The sequence below is a fragment of the Micromonospora trifolii genome, from assembly GCF_022229005.1.
GTDB lineage: Bacteria > Actinomycetota > Actinomycetes > Mycobacteriales > Micromonosporaceae > Micromonospora > Micromonospora trifolii.
Genome location: NZ_JAKKFD010000006.1, coordinates 1 through 21,459 on the forward strand (window position 1 = coordinate 1; position 21,459 = coordinate 21,459).

Consider the following 21,459-nt stretch of genomic DNA (forward strand, 5'->3'; position numbering starts at 1 on the left):
GAGACCGACCCGGGCGGCCGCCGGGTCGCGCGTCTGGGCGCCACGGGTCGCTACCCCCACCAGGGGCGGAGGCGGCAGTGGTCGTGCGAGGACGAGCGGGTCGTGGAGTAGTGGATTGCCGCGACCGGGGTCTACGACCTCGCGGGACGGGCGGGGGACGAGCTGTCCGGCGGGCAGCGGCAGCGCTGCTGGATCGCCATGGCACTGGCCCAGCAGACGCCCCTGCTGCTGCTCGACGAGCCGACCACGTACCTCGACATCGCCCACCAGATCGAGATCCTGGACCTCTGCGCCCGGCTGCACGAGGAGCAGGGCCGCACCCTTGTCGCGGTGCTGCACGACCTGAACCACGCGGCCCGCTACGCCACCCACCTGATCGCCATGCGCGACGGACGCGTGGTGGCCGCCGGGGAGCCCGCGTCGGTGGTCACCGCCGAGCTGGTGGCGGAGGTGTTCGGGCTGCCCTGCCGGGTGATCGACGACCCGGAGACGGGCACCCCGCTGGTCGTTCCCGCGGCCCGACGCCGCGCCAGCACCCTGGCCCCGGAGCCGGCGTGAGCGAGCGCAGCGAGCGAAGTGGCGAGCGGCGTTTCCGCGACCCGTGGGGGGTGCCGCACCTGCGGGCCGACGACCCGCTCGCGCTGGCGGTGGCGCAGGGCCGGGTGACCGCGTACGACCGGGCCTGGCAGATCGAGGTGGAACGGCACCGCGCCCAGGGCACCAGCGCGGCGTTCCTCGGCCCCGACGCGCTCGGCTGGGACCGGTTCGTCCGGCAGGTCCGGCTCGACGACACCGCACGCCGCTGCCACGCCGCACTGGACCCGGCGACCGCCGAGTGGGTGGGTGCCTACGTGGACGGCGTCAACGCCGGTCTCGCCGCCGGGGCGGCCCGGTCACCGGAGTTCGCCGCCACCGGGCTGCGCCCGGGTCGGTGGGAGCCGTGGACACCGCTCGCGGTCTGGCTGGGCCACCACATCCTGTTCGCCGGGTTCCCCGGCAAGCTCTGGCGCGAGCACGTGGCGCAGCGGCTCGGGCCGGACGCTATCGACCTGTTCGCCACCGACGGGCCGGCGGTGGCCGGCAGCAACGGATGGCTGCTCGCCGCCGAGCGCACCGGCACCGGGGCGGCGCTGCTCGCCGGCGATCCGCACCGGTTCATCGAGGATCCCGGCGTCTACCAGCAGATCCGGCTCGCCTGCCCGGAGTACGACGTGGTCGGGTTGGCGGTGCCGGGTGTGCCGGGCATCGCGCACTTCGGGCACACCGGTCCGGTGGCCTGGGCCATCACCAACGCGATGGCCGACTACCAGGACGTGTACGCGGAGCGGCTGCGCCGCGACGGCCCCCGGGTGCAGGCGCTCGGCCCGGACGGCTGGCGACCGGTGCACCGCCACGTCGAGACGATCGAGGTGGCCGGCGCCGACCCGGTCGAGGTCGAGGTGGTGGAGACCGACAGTGGCCCGGTTATCGCCGGTGGGCCGGACGACGACATCGCCGTCAGCCTGCGCTACCCGCCGCGGGTCCGGGGCGACCTCGGTTTCGCGACACTGCCGGAGCTTCTGCGTGCCCGCACCGTGGCCGATGTGGACCATGCGCTGCGGCACTGGGTGGAGCCGGTCAACGTGGTCCAGGCGGCGGACACCGCCGGAGGGCTGTTGTACCGGGTCGCCGGGGCGGTGCCGGTGCGGCACCCGGAGAACGGCCGGCGGGTGGTCCCCGGATGGGACGCCGCGCACGCCTGGCAGGGCTGGCACGCGCCGATGCCCCGCGCCGAGGTGGTGGGTCGGTCGGTGATGGCCAACGAGCGCGGGCTGGCCGCGCCGCTCGGGGTGGAGTTCGCCCCACCGCACCGGGCGCGTCGCATCGCCGAGCTGCTCGACGCCCGTTCGGCGTGGACGGCCGACGAGATGGCCTCTGTGCACACCGACACCTACCTGGGCGCGGCCGGGCCGCTGCTGGCGGTGCTCGCCGAGTCGACCGGGCTCGGTCCGGCCGCCGCCGCGCTGCGGGAACGACTGTTGCGCTGGGACCGCCGGATGTCCGCCGACAGCACCGACGCGGCGGCCTATGCCATCCTGCGGGCGGCTGTCGTACGCCGGATCGCCGCCCACCCGACGCTGGCCGCACTGGCTGAGCTGCCCGCGTACCCCGAGGTGTTCGCGCCCTGGCTGGCGCTGACGCCGCGCGTCGGTCACGCGCTGGAGCACCTGCTCGGCGCGACCCCGCTGCCCGGTGTGGACATCACCGCGCTGGTACGCGCGGCGGCCGAGGAGGTCGCCGACGCGGCGGCCGGGCAGGTGACCTGGGGAGACCTGCACCGGCTGGCGCCCTGGCGGGCCCTGCCCGGCCCGGACGTCGGGCCCGGCCCCCGGCTCGGCGGTGACCACGACTGCGTGTTGGCCACCTCCAGCGTGCCCGGGGTCACCCACTGGTGCTTCCGGGGGCCGGCGGCGCGCTTCGTGTGGGACCTGGCCCGCCGCGCCGACAGCCGCTGGGTGGTCCCGCTGGGCACCTGCGGGGTGCCCAGCGACCCGCACCACGACGACCAGAGCCCCGCCTGGCTGGCCGGCGAGCTGCTGCCGGTCATCACGGACTGGGACCAGCTCACCGAGGAACTCCACTGACGGCACCGGCCGCCGCCGGGGTGCGCGAGGCACCCCGGACGGCGGCCGGCCGCACAGTCAGCGCAGGCCGAACGCCCGGCTGATGCTCTGACTCACTGTGTTGCCGGCGGTGTCCCGCGCCGTGGTGCGCAGGCTCACGAAGCCGGCCTTCGCCGGTGCCGCCAACGAGGTACGCCAGCCGTCGCCGTGCCGGGTCAGCCGCTGCTTCTGCCAGGTCGCCCCGTCGTCGTAGGACACCTCGACGGTCACCGCGCCGATCGTGCCGGTGACGTCGGGCAGGTGGGAGGCGACCACTGTCAGCGGTGCCCGCCGCGACGCCGTGCCGGCGGAATCGATGGCCACCTGGTAGTCCAGCTGGATCATCGGCAGCACCTCGGCCGACTCCTCCCCGGTGACCGCGGAGTGGAATCCCCACTCGGTGCGGGTCTGCCGGGAGTACGGGTTGGTCCACGCGGCCCTGTCGTTCTCCACCACCAGCCGGTACGGCAGTCGCTGGGACGCCAGCCCGGCGACCTGGAGGTACTCGGCGTTACCCCAGTTCAGCTCCTTGTCGCCCTGGTAGAGGGTGGTCCGGTTGACCATGTCGTAGTTCGCGTACGCCTCACCGATGTGGCCGCCCCCGTCGCCCCACCCGGGCGCGGGCAGGTAGACGGTGTCCAGGTACCGGACCGGCACGTAGCTGCCGCCCATCCGGGGTCGCTGGATCGGCCCGAACCAGGTGACGGCGCTCGGCTTGCCGGCCGGGTACGTGGTCGCCCCCATCAGGTGCTGACCGGTCTCACCGGCGATGAACGCATCGTCGATCCACCGCTGGTCGGCGCTCACCCAGTCGGTACGCCGGCCCTGCGCCGGGGCCGGCTCCTGGTTGCTCGACGCCCAACCGCGCCAGACGTCGGTGCGGAACTCCAGCGCCTTGCCCTGCCGGTAGTTGCGGAACTCCACGTCGACCCGGGCCAACTGCCGCTTCGTGGGTTGGTAGGTGGGGTCGGCCGGCACCGTGCCGGTCCAGTGGTGCGCCACGTCGTACAGGTAGCTGGTCTCCGGGTGCGACTCGACGGTGAGCCGCACCGGGCCGCTCTCCAGCGCGGCGATGAGCTGACCACCCTCGTCGGCGCCGAGGGTGGCCACGGTGACCGGGGCCGGGCTCTCCGGGCTCCACGGCGCCTCGTCCCACGGCTGGAGCCGACCGACGCCGTCGTTGACCACGAGCAGCAGCTTCGCTCCGGCCGCCGCGGCGGCCTGCGCCTGGGTGGCGATGTCCACACTGTCACTGCGGCGCACCACCACGGCCCGGTCCCGGACCGGACGCTTGGCCAGCCCCGCCGCCGACGCGTCGGCGACGTAGGCCGCGTCCAGCTGGCGACGACCGGCCGGCAGCGCCGGGGCCGCCCGCTTCACCAGCAGATCGTCGTACGAGCGACCGCCCGCCGAGACGGTCAGGGCCGGCTGCTCCAGCCGCCACCGGGCGCCGAACTCGAACTCGCCGTCGGTCACCGGACGGCTCGTCGGCAACGCCCACATGCTGTCGTACGAATCGTCGGGCAGCACCTGGCTCTCGGTGAGCCCGTTCTTCGTGGACCTGTGGATGTCCATCCGCAGCGCGCTGGCGGTGGCCTCCTGCGGCACCCGGGCCTGCACCTGTCGGGCGGCGCGCGCGTCCAGGGTGACGGTGCGGTCCCGGTCGAGGTTCACATCGGTGAAGCTGAGCATCGCCATGCCCTTGGAGTGCGGTCCGTGCACGCCGCGCACGTCCGCGGAGATCCAACCGTTCCAGCTCGCCACCGGAAGCCGCAGCGTGGCGGTGCCGCTCTCGGGCAGGTCCACGGCGGTGAACAGGGTGTCGGTGGTGAGGATGACCTTGCCGACGAGCGGCTTGCCGTCACGGTCCCTGGCGACCAGCGTCAGGTTCTGCCGCTGGCCCTCCTTGCCGGCGCCGATCAGGGTGCGACCGCGCACCGCACCGGCGTCGTCGGTGGCGACGATCATGCCGCTGACCTGCTTCTCCACCGGCAGCTTGTCGTACGCGGCGGTCACCGTGACGGTGGCGGTGCCGCCCGCCGGCACGCTGACCCGGTCGGCGGAGAGCGCGAACAGGCCGGCCGGCGCGGTGGCCGCGTCGAGGGCCAGCTTCAGGGCGACCGGCGTGCTGCCGACGTTGGTGTAAGTGACAGTACGGTCGACGGACATGCCCGGCTGCTGCGGCCACGCCTGGAAGCCGGAGTAGGCGCTCGGGGTGGCGAAGACTGTGGCGCGCGCGGCGGCGACCGCGTCGACCCGACCGGCGCCCGCCTGGTACGGGGTGTACTCGGGGGTGGCCTTGACCGTGCTGACCAGCGCTTCCTTGATCCGCTGACCGGTCCAGCCCGGGTGCGCGGCGGCGACCAGCGCGGCAGTGCCGGCCACGTGCGGGGTGGCCATCGACGTGCCGCTCATCAGCGTGTAGTCGCCGGAGCCGCCCCGCACCAGGTGCGAGCGGGCCGCCAGGATGTCCACGCCGGGGGCGGTGATCTCGGGCTTGAGCCCTCCGTCGCCGGCGCGCGGACCCTGGCTGGAGAAGTCGGCGAGGTGGTCGGTGTTGTCGACAGCGCCCACTGTGAGCGCGGAGTCGGCGGCACCCGGGCTGCCGATGGTGGCCGGGCCACTGTTGCCTGCGGCGATCACGAAGAGGGCGCCGGTCTCGGCGCTGAGTCGCTCGACCGCCTGGCTCATCGGGTCGCTGCCGTCGGTGGCCTCACCGCCCAGGCTCATGCTGACCACCCGGGCCTTCTGCTCCCGGGCCGCCCACTCCATGCCGGCGATGATCCACGAGTTCTGTCCACTGCCCTCGCTGTTGAGGACCTTGCCGATGTGCAGCCGGGCGCCGGGGGCGACACCCCGCTCGGCGCCACCGGACGCGGCGCCGGTGCCGGCGATCGTCGAGGCGACGTGCGTGCCGTGGCCCTTGTAGTCGAGGATGTCGGGCTCTTCGGGCACGAAGCTGCTGGACTCGGCGATCTGGCCGACGAGGTCGGGGTGTTCGGCGTCCGCCCCCGAGTCGAGCACCGCGACGTCGACACCGGCTGCGGTGTTGCCCTCGGCCCACAGCTTCGGTGCGCCGATCTGCGCTGTGGACTCGGTCAGGTCGGCGTGCACCCGGCCGTCCAACCAGACCTTGGCGATGCCGTTGGCCAGGGTCGGGGCGTCACCCGTACGCCGGGTCGAACCGGCGGTCAGGGCGGTCCAGAACCGCTCGGCGGTGGCGCGCTGGCGGGTCAGTGCCGCGCCCTGCACGCTGTCCAACTGTCGGATCAGCTCGGCGCCGTCCACGGCGGGGCGGGTGCGGTTGCGGGCCGCCGCGTCGGTCATCGTGACGATCAGCGGAAGCGCGTCGGTGTGCGCGTCGTCGTAGCCGTCGGCGATGAGGTCGGTGACGTTGAACAATTGCCGGTCCAGCACACCGCCGGTCACATAGGACAGCGCGGCGTCCGGGTAGACGTAGGTGTCGCCGTCGCGCACGGTGCGGTGGAACGTGGGGGTGCTGCCGTCCGGCCGGCGCACTGTCGACACAGTGCTGCCGTCCGCCGCGGTGGTGACGGTGACCGTGTCACCGGTGATCAGGGTGACGGTGGAGGCGCGTCCGGCGGCGGCCGGGGGTTGACCCGCCGGGCGGTCGGCGCTGTTCGGCGGGGCGGCGGCCGCTCCCGCGCCGGGTGGGGTGAACCCGGCCGCCAGGGTGAGGGCAGCGCCGAGGGCGATCAGCCCGGTTCGGCGGCGCCGGTGAGACAGAGCCACGATGACCTCTTTGTGTCGAGAAGTGGTACGCACCACAGCATCGACGCAGAGCCCACCCCAACCCCGCCCTCATCCCCGACGCACTTACGCCATGGCACAAACCCGCCACCCACCCCGCTCTCCCCCGTCCCCGCCCCCGCAGCCCTCCCTCCCTCGCCCCACCCCGCCTCCCGCCCCCGCCCCCCGCGCCGATCTTGCACTTTGTGTCGCGACCAAAGCCGCGAATCAGGGCGCATCGGCAACCGCAAGTGCAAGATCGGCGGGGCGGGGCGGCGGGGAGGGAGGGTGGCGGGGCGGGGAGGGCGGCGGGGCGGGGAGGGCGGCGGGGCGGGGAGGGCGGCGGGGCGGGGAGGGCGGTGGGGCGGGTGGGTGGGTTAGGGGGTGGGGCGGGTTAGCTTGGCTAGGGCGTCTAGTTGGGTGGGGTCGGAGAGGGCTGAGCCGACTGCCACGACACGTACTCCTGCTTGTAGGAACGCTTCTGCGTTGCTGGCGTCCAGGCCGCCGGTGGCGACGAAGCGCAACTGCGGCAGCGGGCCGGCGACGGCCTTGAACCAGGCCGGCCCGAGGGAGATCGCGGGGAACGCCTTGAGCCAGGTGAGGCCGTGCCGCAGTGCCTGCTGGGCCTCGGTGGGGGTGGCCACACCGGGCAGGTGCGGCAGTCCACGTGCGGCGGCGGCGTCGGCGACCGCGAGGTCCAGGCCGGGCGCGACGGTGAACCGGGCGCCCGCGTCGGCCGCCGCGGCGACCTGTTCGACGTCGAGCACGGTGCCGGCGCCGACGATCCGGTCGCGCTCGGCCCCCGCCTCGACGGCGGCCCGCAGCGCCGGCACCGCGTCGGCGGTGGCCACCGGAACCTCCACCACGTCGATGCCGAGGTCCCAGGCACGCTCGGCGAGCCGAACGGTCTCGGCGACCGGCAGGCCGCGCAGGATCGCCATCACCCGCGCACCGCCGAAGATGTGGTCGAAGTCCGGTGTGGTCATGGTGCACTCCATCCGAGGTCGCGGTGGGACTGTTGTTGCTGGTCGGGTCGCGTTCCGCCGACCCGACTCAGGTCGTCGCCCCCGGGTCGGTCAGGTCGAGCGGCGACCAGGCGTCGGCGGGGGCGTCGACGAGTTTCTCGAACCAGGCCCACTGCGGGACCGGCGCGTTGTCGCCGCTGCTGGTCAACGCCTGCGCCGCGACGAGGTGACCGAGGCGCAACCGCCGCACCGGGTCGAGGCCGCGTAGCAGCCCGGCCAGGTAGCCGGCGGCGAAGGCGTCTCCGGCGCCGACCGGCTCGACCACTGTCACCCGGGGCGCGGGCACGAAGACCGGTTCGGCGTCGCGAACCAGCGCGGTGGCGCCCACCGCGCCGTCCTTGACCACCACCGTCTCCGGGTCGGGCAACAGCTCGCGTACGGCCGTCGGGTCGGTGGTGCCCCAGAGGGTCTCCGCCTCGTCCTGCCCGACGAAGACGAGGTCGCAGCGGTTGGCGAGGTCGCGCAGCACCGGCGCGGCCTGCTCGGCGGGCCACAGTCGGGCCCGGTGGTTGACGTCGAAACTGACCAGGGCCTCCGCCAGCGGTCGGTCGGTCACCGCGTGCTCGACCAGCGCCCGGCAGGACGCGGAGAGCGCCGGGGTGATCCCGGACAGGTGCAGCACCCGGGCGCCGGCCAGCGCCGGGTCGGCCAGCGTGGCGGGGTCCATCCGGGCGGCCGCCGACCCGGCCCGGTAGTAGTGCACTGCGGTCCCCTCCGGGCCGGGGTCCTTGACGTACAGGCCGGTGGGGGCGGTCGGGTCCACGCACACCTGGTCGACGCGGACGCCGGCCGCGGCGACGTGCCGGACGACGGCCCGACCGAAGGGGTCGTCGCCGACCCGGCTCACCCAGGTCGTGAGGTGTCCCAGGCGGGCCAGGTAACCTGCCACGTTGGACTCGGCCCCACCGACCGAGACCTCGACCCGCTCGGCGCGTTCCAGCGGCTCACCCGGCGCGGGGCAGAGCACCACCATCGTCTCCCCCACCGCGGCCACCTCGATCGACGGAAGGCCGGCCGGGACACTCGCCTGGTCAGGTCGGGGGGCGGTCGGCATCGGGCACACGTCCTCGCGGCGGGGGTGCTGGGCGTCGCCGAGCCTAGGTGTCCCGCGCGGGACGGGCAACCTGTCGCGCGTCACACCTCGACGCTCAGGGCAACGTCAGCCCGTACGCGGCCAGCACCTCAGCGATCGGCTGGTAGTAGGTGGTGCCGCCGGCGGTGCAGTTGCCGGTGCCGCCGGAGAGGATGCCGAGGATCCTGCCGGTGGAGGCCACGTACAGCGGCCCGCCGCTGTCCCCCGGCTCGGCGCAGATGTTGGTGCGGATCAGGCCGTAGATCACGCCGGTGGCGTAGTTGACGGTCTGGTTGAGACCGGTGACGGTGCCGCAGCGCACGCCGGTGGTGCTGCCGCTGCGGCACACCGCCTGACCGATGGACGCGTTGCCGGGGCCGTTGATGGTCAGCAGGCCGGGGTAGGTGTAGACAGCGCTCGGGTGGGCGATCCGGCCGGTGTAGCGGATCAGCCCGTAGTCGTTGGTGGGGTAGCTGGTGGCGGTGCGGGTGCCGAGCACTGTGGTCTGGGCGCTGTCGGCGTACCAGGTGGCGGCGGCGGTGGTGCAGTGCCCGGCGGTGATCACGTAGTAGGTGCTGCCGCTGCGCGCGTTCGCGCCGAGCGAGCAGCGCGCCCCACCGCCGCCGTAGATGCTCTGCCCGCCGGCGATCAGGGGGCGCAGCGTTCCGGGTTCGCGGCGCAGCAGCACGCCGGCCCGGTCGGTCACCGCCCGCACCGCGGCCAGTTCGCTGGGGTCCACGGTGTCGTCGAGGGTGAGCGTCATCCGGCCGGTGGCGGGGTCGAGACCCCAGGCGGCACCCGGTGTGCGTACCCCGGTCAGCAGGGCCGCCGGGTCGGCGGCGGGCGCGGCCGCCCGGTCGGGGACAGCGGCCTGCGCCGCGCCGGGCGCGACGAGCAGCAGGATGGTCAGGACGAGGGCGGCCAGCGGGGAGCGGCGCATCCGAACCTCCGAAGAGATCGAGATTAATGGATGCGGTAAAGCATCACCCGGCGTCCGACGCCCTGGCAACCTCAAGCCGCCCTCTTCCCCGACCAGCGGGAATCGCCGATCCGGGGACGGCCCGTGTCGGGGCCGCCGATAATTCCCCGGGAGACGCGGCGGGAGGCCGGGCATGACCACCAACGGGAATGCGGCGCTGGTACGCCGGCGGGACCAGTCGACCCGGGCCACGCTGCTGGAGCTGCTCTTCGACGTGGTCTTCGTGGCCGCGCTCGCACTGACCTCGAAACTGTTGTCCGAAGAGCTCTCCTGGTCCGGCGGCGCCAAACTGCTGCTGATGCTGACCGCCGTCTGGTGGACGTGGTCGGTCACCGCGACCACTACCGAGTTCTACGACCCGCAGCAACGCCCGATCCAGGCCATCCTGATGATCGCCATGGTCGGATCGGTGGGGATGGCGGCATCGCTGCCGATGGTCAGCGTCGCGCACCTGATGCTCTTCGTGATCTCGTACGTCGGCACGCACGTGATTCGCTGCGTCATCCTGGTCACCGCCTTGCACCGGCAGGGGCACCGGACGGCCAGGGAGCGGGCCACCCGGTTTCTCTTCTGGTTCACGGTGTCCGGCGTCTTCTGGGTCCTCGGCGCGCTGTCGGAGACCCCGAACTGGGGGCTCTGGACGATCGCCATAGCGATCGACCTGGTCGCCGGGGCGGCCCGCTACCCCACACCCCGGCTGGGCCGGGTGCCGCTCCCCCAGTACGGGCGAACCACCGAGCACCTGGGCGAGCGGTACCAACAGTTCATCATCCTGGCCCTCGGCGACATCATCCTGTTGCCGACGCTGCAGGTCAGCCGGGGCCACCTCGATCACCTCCGGCTCACCTCCCTGCTCTGCGCCTTTGCCACAATGCTGCTGCTCTGGCAGATCTACGTCTTCCGCGCCGGCGAGTTGTTGGTGGCAGCCGGCTCCAAGGGGAGCCGGGCAACACGGCTGGCTCCGTTCACCCATCTGGTCATGCTGGCCGGCGTGGCCGCCACTGCCGCCACCTTCGACCTGGTCGTCACCAGGCCGACCGGAACGACGCCGGTGCCGTGGCTCGTGCTGATCATCACCGGCCCGACGCTGTTCGTGGTCGGCCGCGTCCTGTTCACCATGGCGGTGTCGCGGGTAGTGCCGTGGCGGCGAATTGCCTGGCAGCTCCTGCCGCTGCTGGTGCTGCCGTGGGCCGGTGGTTGGCCGCCGGTGCTGGTGGCCACGATCGTGGCGCTCGGGTTGGCCGGTCACATCCTGTTTCCCGGAGCAGCCCGGGAGACCACGCCGGGCCTGCGGCTGCGGCAACCCGCCGACTGACCCCTGCCCCCTCCCGTGCGGCGGGAATCGCCGATCCGGGGACGGGCCGCACCGGCACCGCCGATAATTTTCGGAGACACGGCGGGAGGCCGGGCATGACCACCGGAGGCACCGCGGCGCTGGTACGCCGGCCGGACGGTTCGACCCGGGCCACGCTGCTGGAGTTGCTCTTCGACGTGGTCTTCGTGGCCTCGCTCGCGCTGACCTCGACCCTGCTCGCGCAACGTCACAACTGGTCCGGCGCCGCGATGGTCCTGCTGATGCTGACAGCGATCTGGTGGACCTGGTCGGTCACCTCCACCACCACCGAGTTCTACGACCCGCAGCAACGCCCCATCCAGGCCATCCTGATGGTCGCGATGGTCGGTTCGGTGGGGATGGCGGCATCGTTGCCGATGGTCTCCGACGGACACGCGATGGTCTTCGCGATCTCCTACGTCGGCACGCACGTGATCCGCGGCATCATCCTGGTCACGACGTTGTACCGGAAGCGACATCGGGCGGCCATGGTCCGGGCCGCCCGGTTCTTCTTCTGGTTCGTGGTGTCCGGCGTCCTCTGGATCACCGGCGCGGCGTCCGGCACTGTGAACTGGACCCTCTGGACCATCGCCATCACGATCGACCTGCTCTCCGCGGCAGCCCGCTACCCCACGCCCTGGCTGGGCCGGGTGCCCTCCGAGCAGTACGAGCGGACCACCGCGCATCTGGGCGAGCGGTACCAGCAGTTCATCATCCTGGCCCTCGGCGACATCATCCTGGTTCCCACGTTGCAGGTCAGCCGGGGCCCGCTGGCCGGGCTCCGGGTCGCCGCGCTGTTCTGCGCGTTCGCCATCATGCTGCTGCTCTGGCAGGTCTACGTCTTCCGGGCCGGCGAGTTGCTGGAGGCTGGGGCCGGGCCGAAGTCGGGCCGGCCGGCCCGGGTGGCTCCGTACACCCATCTGGTGATGCTGGCCGGGGTGGTCGCCACGGCGGCCTCGTTCGACCTTGTCGTCAGCCGGCCGACCGGCACCACGCCGGTGGGGTGGCTGTTACTGATCCTGGGCGGCCCCGCGCTGTTCGTGATCGGCCGCGCTTTGTTCACCCTGCTGGTGTCCATGGTCGTGCCATGGCGACGAATGCTCTGCCTCCCCCTGCCCCTGCTGACGCTGCCGTGGGCCGGCCGCTGGCCGCCGCTGCTGGTCACCGCGGTCGTGGCGCTCACGCTGGCGGCGCACATCCTGATCCCCGGAGCGGCCCGGGAGACCACACCGGGCCTGCGGATGCGGCAATCCGACGACTGACCCTGCCTGTTCAGACGACGTGTCGGGCGGCCCACTCGGCGAGGTCCCGGGCGCACGCGTCCACCGCCTCCTGCCAGGTCCGGGCCGCGCCCTCCCCCGCCTCGTCGCTGACCTGCTTGACCAGCCGGCACGGCACGCCGGCCTGCGCGGCCGCCCAGGCCACCGCGTACCCCTCCATGTCGACCAGGTCGGCGCGCTGCGCCAACCGGTCCCGCTCCGCGTCGTCGGCCACGAAGGTGTCACCGGTGGCGAGCACCGCGCCCTCGGCGGCCAGCGACAGCGGCGCCCCGTAGGTCTCCCCGGTGAGCGTGCGCAGCAGGTCGGTGTCCAGGTCGTGCTGGAGCACTGTGGCGACCTCGTGGATGCCGACCAACCCGGGACGCAACGCGCCGGCCGTACCCAGGTTGAGCAGCAGGGCGGGGCGCGGCCCGACGGCCAGCACCGCGGCCACCGCGCTGGCGGCGTTCACCTTGCCCATGCCGGTGAGCAGGACCGGCAGGTCGGGCGGCAGGTAGCGGGCCTCCTCCCCCACGGCAAGAACCACCAACGGACGATCGGCGCGGACCGTACCTCGCAGATTCACCGGAACATCGTACGAGCCGAGCGGTGGGCCGTTCACGTCAGTCGTCGGTGAAGCGGTACAGGACGAAGTCCTTCTCCGCGCCACAGGCGATCACGCGGGTGTTCCACGAGCAGGACGAGCTGCGCACGTCCTTCAGCTCACCCAACTCGTCGACCTCCCCGGACTCGGCCCACACCCCGGCCAGCACCCGGTTGTCCGCGATCCCGCTGGGCGCCTTGGCGAAGACCAGCAGGTTGCCCGCGTCCAGGCGGACCGCCACCCCGCCCCGGTTCCGCAGCACCGGCTTGCCGGCGGCGTCGAAGACGGTGGCTGTCGGCTCTGGCAACTCCCGCTGGGCGAGCACCTGCTCACCCAACGGAACCAGATCGGTCACGCCCGGTACCGACCAGCTGATCATGCCCTCCCCCTCGGTGGCCGCCACCACCTCGGTGCGTGCGGCGTCGTTGTTCGGCACCTGCAACAGGCAGGCCCGCCGCTCACCGCAGGCCACCAGTTCCTTCGGGCGGTACTCGTCGTTGCCGGAGCGGTGCAGCACCACCGGCGCGGCGTCGGAGCCCAGGTCGTACGCGAGTAGCTGGTAACCACCCTCGTTGGCGGCCACGTACAGGCGGTCCTCGTGGGCGACCACCAGGTCGTCGAGGTCGGCGACGCTGCCCCACTGGCGCAGCACCGCGCCGGATGCCATGTCGAGCAGCCGCACCGACCGGTCCGCACCCACCTGGACGAGTCGCCGCTCCTTGCTCGTCCACGGGTTACGGGGCGTGCCGTCGAGGAAGGCCGGCCCGCCCGCCGCCGCGTCGGTGCCGACCGGTCGGACCACGGTACGGACACCGGCGTACTGGCCGCGGGGGTTGGGCTGGGTCCACTTCGCCGTGCCGTCGGTCAGGCGCAGGCCGACCAGTTCGTCGGCGGCCCGGTCCACCAGCACCGCCGTGTCGTCGGCGAAGTAGACGTCGTCGTCACCACGCAGAACGCGCTGCCAGCGCTGCTCGCCGGTACGACCGTCGAGGACGGCAAACGGTCGGGGGGTGCTGTCGCCCGGCGCGTCGGCCAGGACCGCGACCGCCCCGGGGACGGCGATGATCGCCTCCCAGCCGTTGGCCCGCACGTCGGTCTGCTCGCGCCACAACTCGCGGCCGTTGCCCGCGTCGACGGCCACCACCTCCAGCCGGTCGTCCGGCAGCGCGAACGCCAGGTAGGCCCGGTCGTCGAGCACCGCGGTCCACATGTCGACCGGCCGTTCGGCGCCGGCCGACAGCCGGGACAGCTCGCGCAGCGAGGCGAACTCCAGATCCGGGTAGCGGTCCCGGGTCAGGTAGAGCGTCGCCGCGGTGGCCACCCCGGCCAGGGCCAGCACCGCGCCGAGCACCACCCAGCGCGCCCGCCGCCAGCGGGGCGCGCCGCCCGGCGGGGTCGGGGTGGGGCCGGCCAGGCCCGGCCCCGGGGGCGGGCCCGCCGGCGGGGTGGATCCCGGCCAGGGCTGCGACGGTACGACCGGCGCGAGGGCTCCGGCCGGTGCGGGTGGGATCACCGGAGCCGGCGCGGGTGGTGCGAGCGGCGGTCCCGCGTACGCCGGGACGGGTAGCGGCTTGCGCAGCGGCAGGTCGGTCAGGGCGCCCTCGGCCACCGGCAGCTCGGGCTGGTCCAGCACCGTCGGCGCGATCCCCAGCTCGGCGTGGAGCATGCGGGCCACCAGCGGGATCCGTGACGACCCGCCCACGAGGAACAGCCCGTCGAGCTGGTCGGGGCGCAGGCCGGCGGCGGCGATGACCTCCCGGGCCCGCTGCACCGCCCGACGCAGTAGCGGCGTGGCCACCCGCTCGACGTCCGCCCGGGTCAGCTGGATCGTCTCGGCCACTCCCGGCACCGCCACCGGGGCGACAGCGGACCGGGACAGGGTCTCCTTCGCACCTCGTACCTCGTCTGTGAGCCGGACCTGGTCGCGGCGCTGCGCCGGATCCACCGGTCGGGTCAGCCGGGCCCACTGCGCGGCGTGCCGCTCACCGACCAACTCGCCGACCCGCTGAACCAGCGCGGCGTCGAGGTCCAGACCGCCCAGGTCGGGCAGGCCACCGTCGGCGACCACGCTGAAGCCGGAGTCACCCCAGGGGTCCGCGCCCTCGTTGCGCAGCACCGCGACGTCCAGCGTCCCGCCACCGAAGTCGAACACCGCGATCGCCCCGCCGACCGGCACCGGACGGTGCAGCACCTGGGTGTAGTAGCGGGCGGCGGCCACCGGCTCCCGCAGCAGCCGGGTGCCCGGCGGCGTCGGCCCGGCGAGGGTGTGCTCGGCCGCCTGCGGCCAGCCGGCCCGCAGCAGCGCGTCAGCCAGGACCTGCCGTCGCGTCGCGTCCCAGGCGGCCGGGCAGGTCACCACGGCCGGCGGCAGGAAGCCCACAGCACCCACAGCGGCCCGGGCGACCGCCGCCAGCACCGCGGCGAGCAGGTCGGCCGGCGGGTACGCGCGGTCGCCGAGCTGCACTGTCGGCTCGTCCACCCGACGCTTCGGGTTCGCCTCGAACCGGGCCGGGTCGGCCTGCGCCAGCCGGCGGGCGTCCCAGCCGGTGTGCAGGGTGCCGTCCGGGTCGGCGTAGACGGCGGACGGACTGAGCGGTTGACCGTCCATCAGCAGCGGACGGGTACGCCCGTCCGGCCAGCGCAGCACCGCGACGGTGTTGGACGTACCGAGGTCGATGCCGAGAGCGAAACCCTCGTGCTGGCCTGCCATTACCCGATACCTCCGCCGCGACGAGGGGAACTCGACCCCGCATCGTACGCAGGCCCCGCCGCACCGCTGATCACTCGGTCCGGGGTGGTCGGTGGCGTCCGGTCAGTGGGCGGAGTGGACGCCCACCACCTCGTCCTCGCTGGTCTCCCCGGTCAGCTGGAACCCGAGTTTCAGGTAGAACTGCTCCGGGCCGTCCGGTCCCGGCTCCCACGTCGTGTAGACGCGGTCGTGGCCACGTCGGCGGGCCTCGTCGCGGACTGCCCGCACCGCGAAGCGGCCGTACCCCCGGCCCTGGTGCTCGGCGGCGATGTTCAGCCGCCACAGCCCCGAGCGCAGGTCGGCCGGTTGGGCCGGATCCCACACGATGTCAAAGAAACCCATCAGGAAGCCGACGATCTCGTCATCCTCGACGATCAGACGCGGCCACGCGATCTCGGGCTGCGCGTACGCCTCGGCGAGGGACCAGGCGACCGGGGACGAGAACTTCTCCTGGTCGGGCCGCACACTCACCCGGCACGCGGCCTCCACATTGTCTTTGGTCACCTTCACCAGTCGCGGCACACCGGCCACCCTACCGAGCGGGTCTGTGCAACAGGCCGTCGAGCAGCCCGCGCAGGCCGAACTGGAACCAGGTGTCCAGGTCGGTGTCGGGTCTGGTCTGCCCGGCCGCGGCCAGCCAGGGCCGGTCCCGGGTACGACCGGTCCGCTCCAGCCGGTTGAGGGTCGCCGACCACCAGGCGTGGTCGGTGGTGTCGACGGGTTCACGCCGGATGAGCAGGGCCATGCCCTGGATGTAGCCGCTGAGCGCCAGGTAGGCGCGGAACGCCTCGGCCGGGTCGTATCCGGCGCCGCTGAACGCCGCCACCACCCGGTCGACCATGGCGAGTACCGCCGGCCCGGTCGGCGGCCGGTCGGTGGCGAGGACGGCCAGCAGCCAGGGATGGCGGCGGTACATCGCCCACTCGTCCCCGGCCAGCCGTTCGAGCCGTTGGCGCGGATCAGGTGGTAGTGGCGCGGCACCGGGCGGGCGGGTGGCGGTGATCTGCTCGGCCATCGCGGCGAGGAGGTCGGCCCGGTTGCGGACGTGCCGGTACACGGCGTGGGCGGGCAGGCCGGCGCGTTGGGCGAGGACCCGCATGGAGACGGCGTCCAGGCCGCCGGCGTCCGCCACCTCGACGGCGAGGGCGACCAACCGGTGGCGCGGGTCGCCGCCGGTCGGCGCGGGCAGGTCCCGCACTCGACGCGGGGTGCTGGTGGGGCCGTGCTCACGACGCCTGCGGTACGCGCGGGCCTGGCAGCGCCGGGAGCAGTAGCGGCGTGGTCGCCCCCGGCCGGCGCCGACGGGCAGGTCCGCCTCGCACTCGACACACCGGACACTGAGCACGCCGCCTCCAGTTTCGTCACGGCACTCCGTGTGACGAAAGTACTGCACGTCGTCGACTGGGTGGCGACAGGATCGGAGGCATGAATCCGCCCAGCCGCAGAGATCTGCTCCGCGTCGGCGCAGTCGCCTCCGCCGCCGTCCTTCATCCGTCCCCGGTCTCCGCCGCCGCGCCACCGGCGGGCGGCGTGCCCCCACTCGGCCCGGTCCGGGTGCGGCCGGACGACCCCCGTTACGCGGACCTGGTCCGCCGCGGCAACCGACGGTTCGTGGGCACGCCGGACGAGGTGCGCGTGGTCGGCTCGACCGAGCAGGTCGTCGCGGCAGTGCAGGATGCCGTCCGCACCGGCCGACGGGTGGCGGTACGCAGCGGCGGGCACTGCTTCGAGGGGTTCGTGGACGACCCCGCGGTCCGGATGGTGATCGACCTGTCCGGACTGACCGAGGTCTACCACGACCCCCGACGGTTCGGCTTCGCGGTCGAGGCGGGCGCCACGCTCGGTGAGGCGTACCGCAGGCTCTTTCTGGGCTGGGGGGTGACAGTTCCCGGTGGCTCGTGCCCGGGAGTCGGCGTCGGCGGTCACATCACCGGTGGCGGTTACGGTCGCCTCTCCCGCCTGCACGGACTCGTGGTGGACCACCTGTACGCGGTGGAGGTGGTCGTGGTCGACCGCGGCGGCACCGCCCGTGCGGTGGTCGCCACCCGGGAGCCGACGGACCCGCACCGCGACCTGTGGTGGGCGCACACCGGTGGCGGCGGGGGCACCTTCGGCGTCGTCACCCGCTACTGGTTCCGCTCGCTTCCCGCCCCACCCGCGCGGGTGCGGGACTTCACCATCACCTGGCCGTGGGCCGGCATGGACGAGCCGGGCTTTCACCGACTCGCCGGCAACTTCGGCCGCTGGTGCGCCCGCAACAGCGCGCCCGACTCCCGGGGCCGGCACCTGTACGGCGAGTTGGTCCTCTCCCGCCCGCAGGCCGGCGGTCACACCCTCGCCGGTCAGGTGCCGCACGGCAGCCGACACCTGCTCGACGAACTCGTCCGGGCGCTCGGCGACGGCGTCGGCGTCACGCCGACCGTGTCGGCGCAGACGCTGCCCTGGCTGACCGCGACCCTCGGCGGCCACAGCGACGACGGCAAGGGCTGGCGGTTGAAGGTCAAGTCCGCCTTCCACCGCGCGCCCCTGACCGAGCGGCAGTTGCACGTGGCCTACCGCCACCTCACCCGCGACGGTGACCTGCCGGCCGGCTCGCTGAGCCTCAACACCTACGGCGGGGCGATCAACGCAGTCGCACCGAGCGCCACCGCCGCCGTCCAGCGGAACGCGTCAATGCTGCTGTTCTACCTCGCCGGCTGGGCCGACCCGGCCGCGGACCCCCGGCACCTGGCCTGGATCCGCGAGTTCTACCGGGACATGTACGCCGATACCGGTGGTGTGCCCCCGGACGGCGCCTACATCAACTATCCCGACGTCGACCTCACCACAGCGACCCGACAGTGGCCGGAGGTCTACTTCGGGTCCAGCTACCGGCGGCTGCAACAGGTCAAGGCCCGTTGGGACCCCCGCGACGTCTTTCACCACGACCTGTCGGTACGACCACCCGGCCACTGACCGCACCCGGCACCGTCGCCTACTGTCGGGCGGCCGGGCCGTCCTGATCGGTCCGGGCGGCGCGGAGCAGCCGGAGCTGACCGATCTCCGCGACGTTCTTCATCAGTTCGGAGTTGACCCAACCGATCGTGTGCGTGACGGTGTGGTCGGTCCCGTCCGGCCAGGGGAACGTCGCGGTGCTGTCGAGGTCGGTGTCGCCGAGCTGGTCGAGCAGGCCCAGCCACTCGGTGCGCAGGCCACGCAGCCAGGCGACACTCGGCTCGCCCGCGCCCGGCCAGACAACGGCAGTGCGCTGCCGCGCTGATCCACCCCGGAGATGGTCCATCGCCACCGTCCACCACCAGCCGACGTGCCAGGTGAGCCAGCCGATCGTCGGCACCGGGACCGGGTCGGGTTCGGTGTCGGCCCAGTCCGGGGTCCAGGTGCCGTCGGTGCTCTGCCGCACCGACCAGCAGTGGTCGGCCGGCTCCCAGAGGAAGTCCGCGGGATCGAGCCGCTCAAGGTGGTACTCGAACAGCGACCACGTCAGGTCGAACTGCCAGCGCAGGAGTGCCAGGGGCGCTACGGACATCCGGAGATTCTGTCGGGCCACCGGCACCGCCGTCCACGAATTAACCCACCCCATGATCAAACGGTAGGACGGGCGGGTCGGTGGAGCAGCGGTCGGAGAGGGCGTAGCGGAGCAGGACCACGTCGCCGATCTGGCGGGCCTCGGCCAGGCGGGCGCGGCGACCCGGGTGCCAGGGGAAGCGACCCTCGCCGACGAACCGGGGCGCGCGGCCGTCACCGACGAAGAACGGGGCGACCACCAGGTGCAGTTCGTCGGCGAGACCGGCGGCGAGGAACTGGGCGTGCACCGTCCCGCCGCCCTCCACCATCAACCGCTGCACTCCCCGGGCGGCCAGGTCGGCCAGCAGCCACCCCGGGTCGACCGGCTCACCCGCGTCGATCACCGATGCCAGTCCGCCGACCCGCTCCTCGGTCTTCTCCAGCGCCCCCGTGGCGCAGTAGACGAGCCGGCCCGAATCACCGGCGGTGAAGAAGCGGGCGGTCGGGTCGAGGTCACCCTGGGCGGTCAGGGTGACCTTGGTGGGCGAGGCGGGCCGACCGGCCGCCACCCGCTCGGCCCGGCGGCTGGGGGAACGCACCAGCAGCCGAGGGTCGTCTCGTCGGACGGTGCCAGCGCCGACCAGTATCGCATCGCAGCTGGCCCGGACCGCGTCGACGCGGTCCAGGTCCTCCTCGTTGGACAGCAGTAGCCGCTGCTCGGAGGCGTCGTCGATGTAGCCGTCGATGGAGGCGGCACAACTCAGCAGCACGTACGGGCGCGTCGGCCCCGGCCGCCAGCTCATCGGGAGACGGGCCGATCGGGAGCACGACCCGCCAGCTCATCCGCCGCCTCGACCTCCGCCGCCTTGGCCGCCTTCGCCGCCAGGTACTCGGCGTTGGCCGGGGAGAGGAAGACGCTGGTGAGCACCCGTTCGGCCACGTCCACACCCAGCCGGGTCAGCTGCTCGGCCTTGTCCGGGTTGCTGCTCAGCAGTCGGACCCGCGGCACGCCCAACGTGGCCAGCATCTGCGCGGCGGCGGTGTAGTCCCGCTCGTCCTCGCCCCGACCCAGCGCGACGTTGGCCTGGTAGGTGTCCAACCCGGCATCCTGCAACGCGTACGCGTCGAGCTTGGCGTACAGGCCGATGCCGCGGCCCTCCTGCCGCAGGTAGAGCAGAAAACCGCCGGTCTCGGCGATCCGCTGCACCGCCTCGCGCAGTTGCGGCCCGCAGTCGCAGCGTTGGCTGCCGAACACGTCGCCGGTCAGGCACTCGCTGTGCGGACGGACCAGCGGGGCTGCTCCCCCGTCGGCGAGCCGGTCCAGGGCGCCCGCCCAGTCGCCGAGGCCGAGGGCCAGGTGCTCCCGACCGTCCACCAGGCCCTTGAAGGTGAACACCCGGGCGGTCGTGGTGTAGCCATCCGGAAACGCCAGCGGCACAGTGACCTGCGTGCGGATCGTGGCAACCGGCAATGCTTCGGGCATGGGACTCCTCTGTCCGGCGCCACCGTCGTCTGGCGACGCGTACCGTCTCACAACCGACTCAACATCCGCCGCCGGAGGCGGCTTCCCGAGCGGCGACCGGAATTCGACGCCGGCGGGCCAGCAACACGGCGGCTCCGGGCAGGCTGGCCACCAACACCAGTGCGCCGTAGACGGTGGCGGTGGCGACACCCTCGGCCGCGCTGAGGCCGGCCGCGCCGAACACCCACGCCGCCACCCCCTCGCGCGGCCCGAAACCGGCCACGTTCAACGGCAGGCCCATGGCGAGAAGGGCGAGCAACGTCAGCGGCAGCAGTCGGGACAGCGGGGCGTCCGATCCGGCGGTACGTGCCGCCACCAGGAAGGTGGCCAGGTGGCCGGCGACCATCACGGCCGAGGCGACCAGCACACCGAACCAGGTGCGCCGCGCCAGCAGCCCCGACCGCACGTCCGCCACTGCGGTCCGCAGTCCCGTCGCCCAGCGCGACCCGCCACCGTTGGGCAGGACCCGCGCCAGCAGCACGACGACCAGCCCGCCGGCCACGAGCAGCGCGGCGGCGACCGGCAGGTACTGCCGTACCGGGGACGGGAAGGCGGCGAGCACCACCAGTGCGACCCCGACCAGGACCACCTGCCCGGCAGCGCGCTCCCAGACCACCGCGCGGATGCCCCGGCTGACGTCACCGGCGTCGCGGCCGTGGCGTACCGCCCGGTGCACGTCGCCGAGGACCCCGCCGGGCAGGGTCGCGTTGAGGAACACGGCCCGGTAGCAGTGCGCCACAGCGGTCGCCAGCGGCAGGCGTACGCCCAGGCCACCGGCGACCAGGCTCCACCGCCACGCCGCGCAGACGGTGGTGAGCACCCCGATGACCAGCGCCGCTGCCAACGCCGGCGCGTCGATCAGTCGTACCCCGGCGAGGAACGGGCCGCCGCCCACCTGCCACAGCAGGACGGCGAGCAGACCCACCCCGCCGACCACTCGTGCCCAGGCCCAGAACATCGGCGCCGGCCCTCCCCTTTGAAGATCGTCCACTTGCCCTAGTGCACGTACCCAGGGCGTGA

At 73.4% G+C, this 21,459-nt stretch carries 16 protein-coding genes and 1 pseudogene; 5 read left to right on the plus strand and 12 right to left on the minus strand.

The window, feature by feature from the left end:
- Both NIE79_RS05110 and NIE79_RS05115 read left to right on the plus strand, forming a co-directional pair.
- Positions 1-558: pseudogene (locus NIE79_RS05110) on the plus strand (ABC transporter ATP-binding protein); the annotation flags it as partial.
- A complete protein-coding gene (locus NIE79_RS05115) occupies positions 555-2,624 on the plus strand; it encodes a penicillin acylase family protein (RefSeq protein ID WP_238677451.1) in 2,070 nt (689 codons plus the stop codon). The pseudogene NIE79_RS05110 and the gene NIE79_RS05115, both read left to right, overlap by 4 nt.
- A 57-nt stretch (positions 2,625-2,681) precedes the next feature.
- On the opposite strand, the gene NIE79_RS05120 is transcribed toward NIE79_RS05115, so the two are convergent.
- The 4 genes from NIE79_RS05120 to NIE79_RS05135 form a co-directional block, all read right to left on the minus strand.
- Positions 2,682-6,395: a S8 family serine peptidase gene (locus tag NIE79_RS05120; RefSeq protein ID WP_238677452.1), complete on the minus strand. Its 3,714-nt coding sequence runs from the start codon at positions 6,393-6,395 to the stop codon at positions 2,682-2,684.
- A 374-nt stretch (positions 6,396-6,769) separates the two neighbouring features.
- On the minus strand, positions 6,770-7,378 hold the full coding sequence (locus NIE79_RS05125) for a bifunctional 4-hydroxy-2-oxoglutarate aldolase/2-dehydro-3-deoxy-phosphogluconate aldolase (protein WP_238677453.1): 609 nt from the start codon (positions 7,376-7,378) through the stop codon (positions 6,770-6,772).
- Positions 7,379-7,445: 67 nt separating this feature from the next.
- The gene (locus NIE79_RS05130; RefSeq protein WP_238677454.1) at positions 7,446-8,471 is read right to left on the minus strand and encodes a sugar kinase; all 1,026 of its coding nucleotides are present in this window, start codon (positions 8,469-8,471) and stop codon (positions 7,446-7,448) included.
- A gap of 94 nt (positions 8,472-8,565) precedes the next feature.
- Positions 8,566-9,429, minus strand: a complete 864-nt coding sequence (locus NIE79_RS05135; RefSeq protein WP_238677455.1) for a S1 family peptidase — start codon at positions 9,427-9,429, stop codon at positions 8,566-8,568.
- A gap of 172 nt (positions 9,430-9,601) precedes the next feature.
- On the opposite strand from NIE79_RS05135, the gene NIE79_RS05140 reads away from it, so the two are divergent.
- Positions 9,602-10,783 carry a low temperature requirement protein A gene (locus NIE79_RS05140; RefSeq protein ID WP_238677456.1) on the plus strand — a complete coding sequence of 394 codons (1,182 nt, stop codon included), beginning with the start codon at positions 9,602-9,604 and terminating at the stop codon, positions 10,781-10,783.
- A 95-nt stretch (positions 10,784-10,878) separates the two neighbouring features.
- The gene (locus tag NIE79_RS05145) at positions 10,879-12,063 is read left to right on the plus strand and encodes a low temperature requirement protein A (RefSeq protein WP_238677457.1); all 1,185 of its coding nucleotides are present in this window, start codon (positions 10,879-10,881) and stop codon (positions 12,061-12,063) included.
- 10 nt (positions 12,064-12,073) lie between these two features.
- On the opposite strand, the gene NIE79_RS05150 is transcribed toward NIE79_RS05145, so the two are convergent.
- From NIE79_RS05150 to NIE79_RS05170, 4 genes are all read right to left on the minus strand, one after another.
- Positions 12,074-12,646 (minus strand): nucleosidase, encoded by a 573-nt coding sequence (locus NIE79_RS05150; RefSeq protein WP_238677458.1) that lies wholly within the window; start codon positions 12,644-12,646, stop codon positions 12,074-12,076.
- A 37-nt stretch (positions 12,647-12,683) separates the two neighbouring features.
- Positions 12,684-15,374, minus strand: a complete 2,691-nt coding sequence (locus tag NIE79_RS33575; protein WP_274523639.1) for an Hsp70 family protein — start codon at positions 15,372-15,374, stop codon at positions 12,684-12,686.
- A gap of 102 nt (positions 15,375-15,476) precedes the next feature.
- A complete protein-coding gene (locus NIE79_RS05165; protein WP_238677459.1) occupies positions 15,477-15,935 on the minus strand; it encodes a GNAT family N-acetyltransferase in 459 nt (152 codons plus the stop codon).
- 10 nt (positions 15,936-15,945) lie between these two features.
- Positions 15,946-16,758, minus strand: a complete 813-nt coding sequence (locus NIE79_RS05170; protein ID WP_238677460.1) for a TetR/AcrR family transcriptional regulator — start codon at positions 16,756-16,758, stop codon at positions 15,946-15,948.
- Between the two features lie 80 nt (positions 16,759-16,838).
- On the opposite strand from NIE79_RS05170, the gene NIE79_RS05175 reads away from it, so the two are divergent.
- A complete protein-coding gene (locus NIE79_RS05175) occupies positions 16,839-18,368 on the plus strand; it encodes an FAD-binding oxidoreductase (RefSeq protein WP_238677461.1) in 1,530 nt (509 codons plus the stop codon).
- A 19-nt stretch (positions 18,369-18,387) separates the two neighbouring features.
- Here the strand turns inward: NIE79_RS05175 and NIE79_RS05180 are convergent, their stop codons facing one another.
- Genes NIE79_RS05180 through NIE79_RS05195 form a run of 4 tightly spaced genes read right to left on the minus strand, consistent with a single transcriptional unit; the run spans position 18,388 to position 21,397 of the window.
- Positions 18,388-18,939, minus strand: coding sequence for a DinB family protein (locus tag NIE79_RS05180; protein ID WP_238677462.1), 552 nt, complete (start codon positions 18,937-18,939; stop codon positions 18,388-18,390).
- Positions 18,940-18,979: 40 nt separating this feature from the next.
- A complete protein-coding gene (locus NIE79_RS05185) occupies positions 18,980-19,720 on the minus strand; it encodes a RibD family protein (RefSeq protein ID WP_238677463.1) in 741 nt (246 codons plus the stop codon).
- Positions 19,717-20,400: a GTP cyclohydrolase II gene (locus NIE79_RS05190; RefSeq protein WP_238677464.1), complete on the minus strand. Its 684-nt coding sequence runs from the start codon at positions 20,398-20,400 to the stop codon at positions 19,717-19,719. Before NIE79_RS05190 ends, NIE79_RS05185 begins: the two co-directional genes overlap by 4 nt.
- A 58-nt stretch (positions 20,401-20,458) precedes the next feature.
- Positions 20,459-21,397, minus strand: coding sequence for a lysylphosphatidylglycerol synthase transmembrane domain-containing protein (locus NIE79_RS05195; protein ID WP_238677465.1), 939 nt, complete (start codon positions 21,395-21,397; stop codon positions 20,459-20,461).
- Between the last annotated feature and the right edge of the window lie 62 nt (positions 21,398-21,459).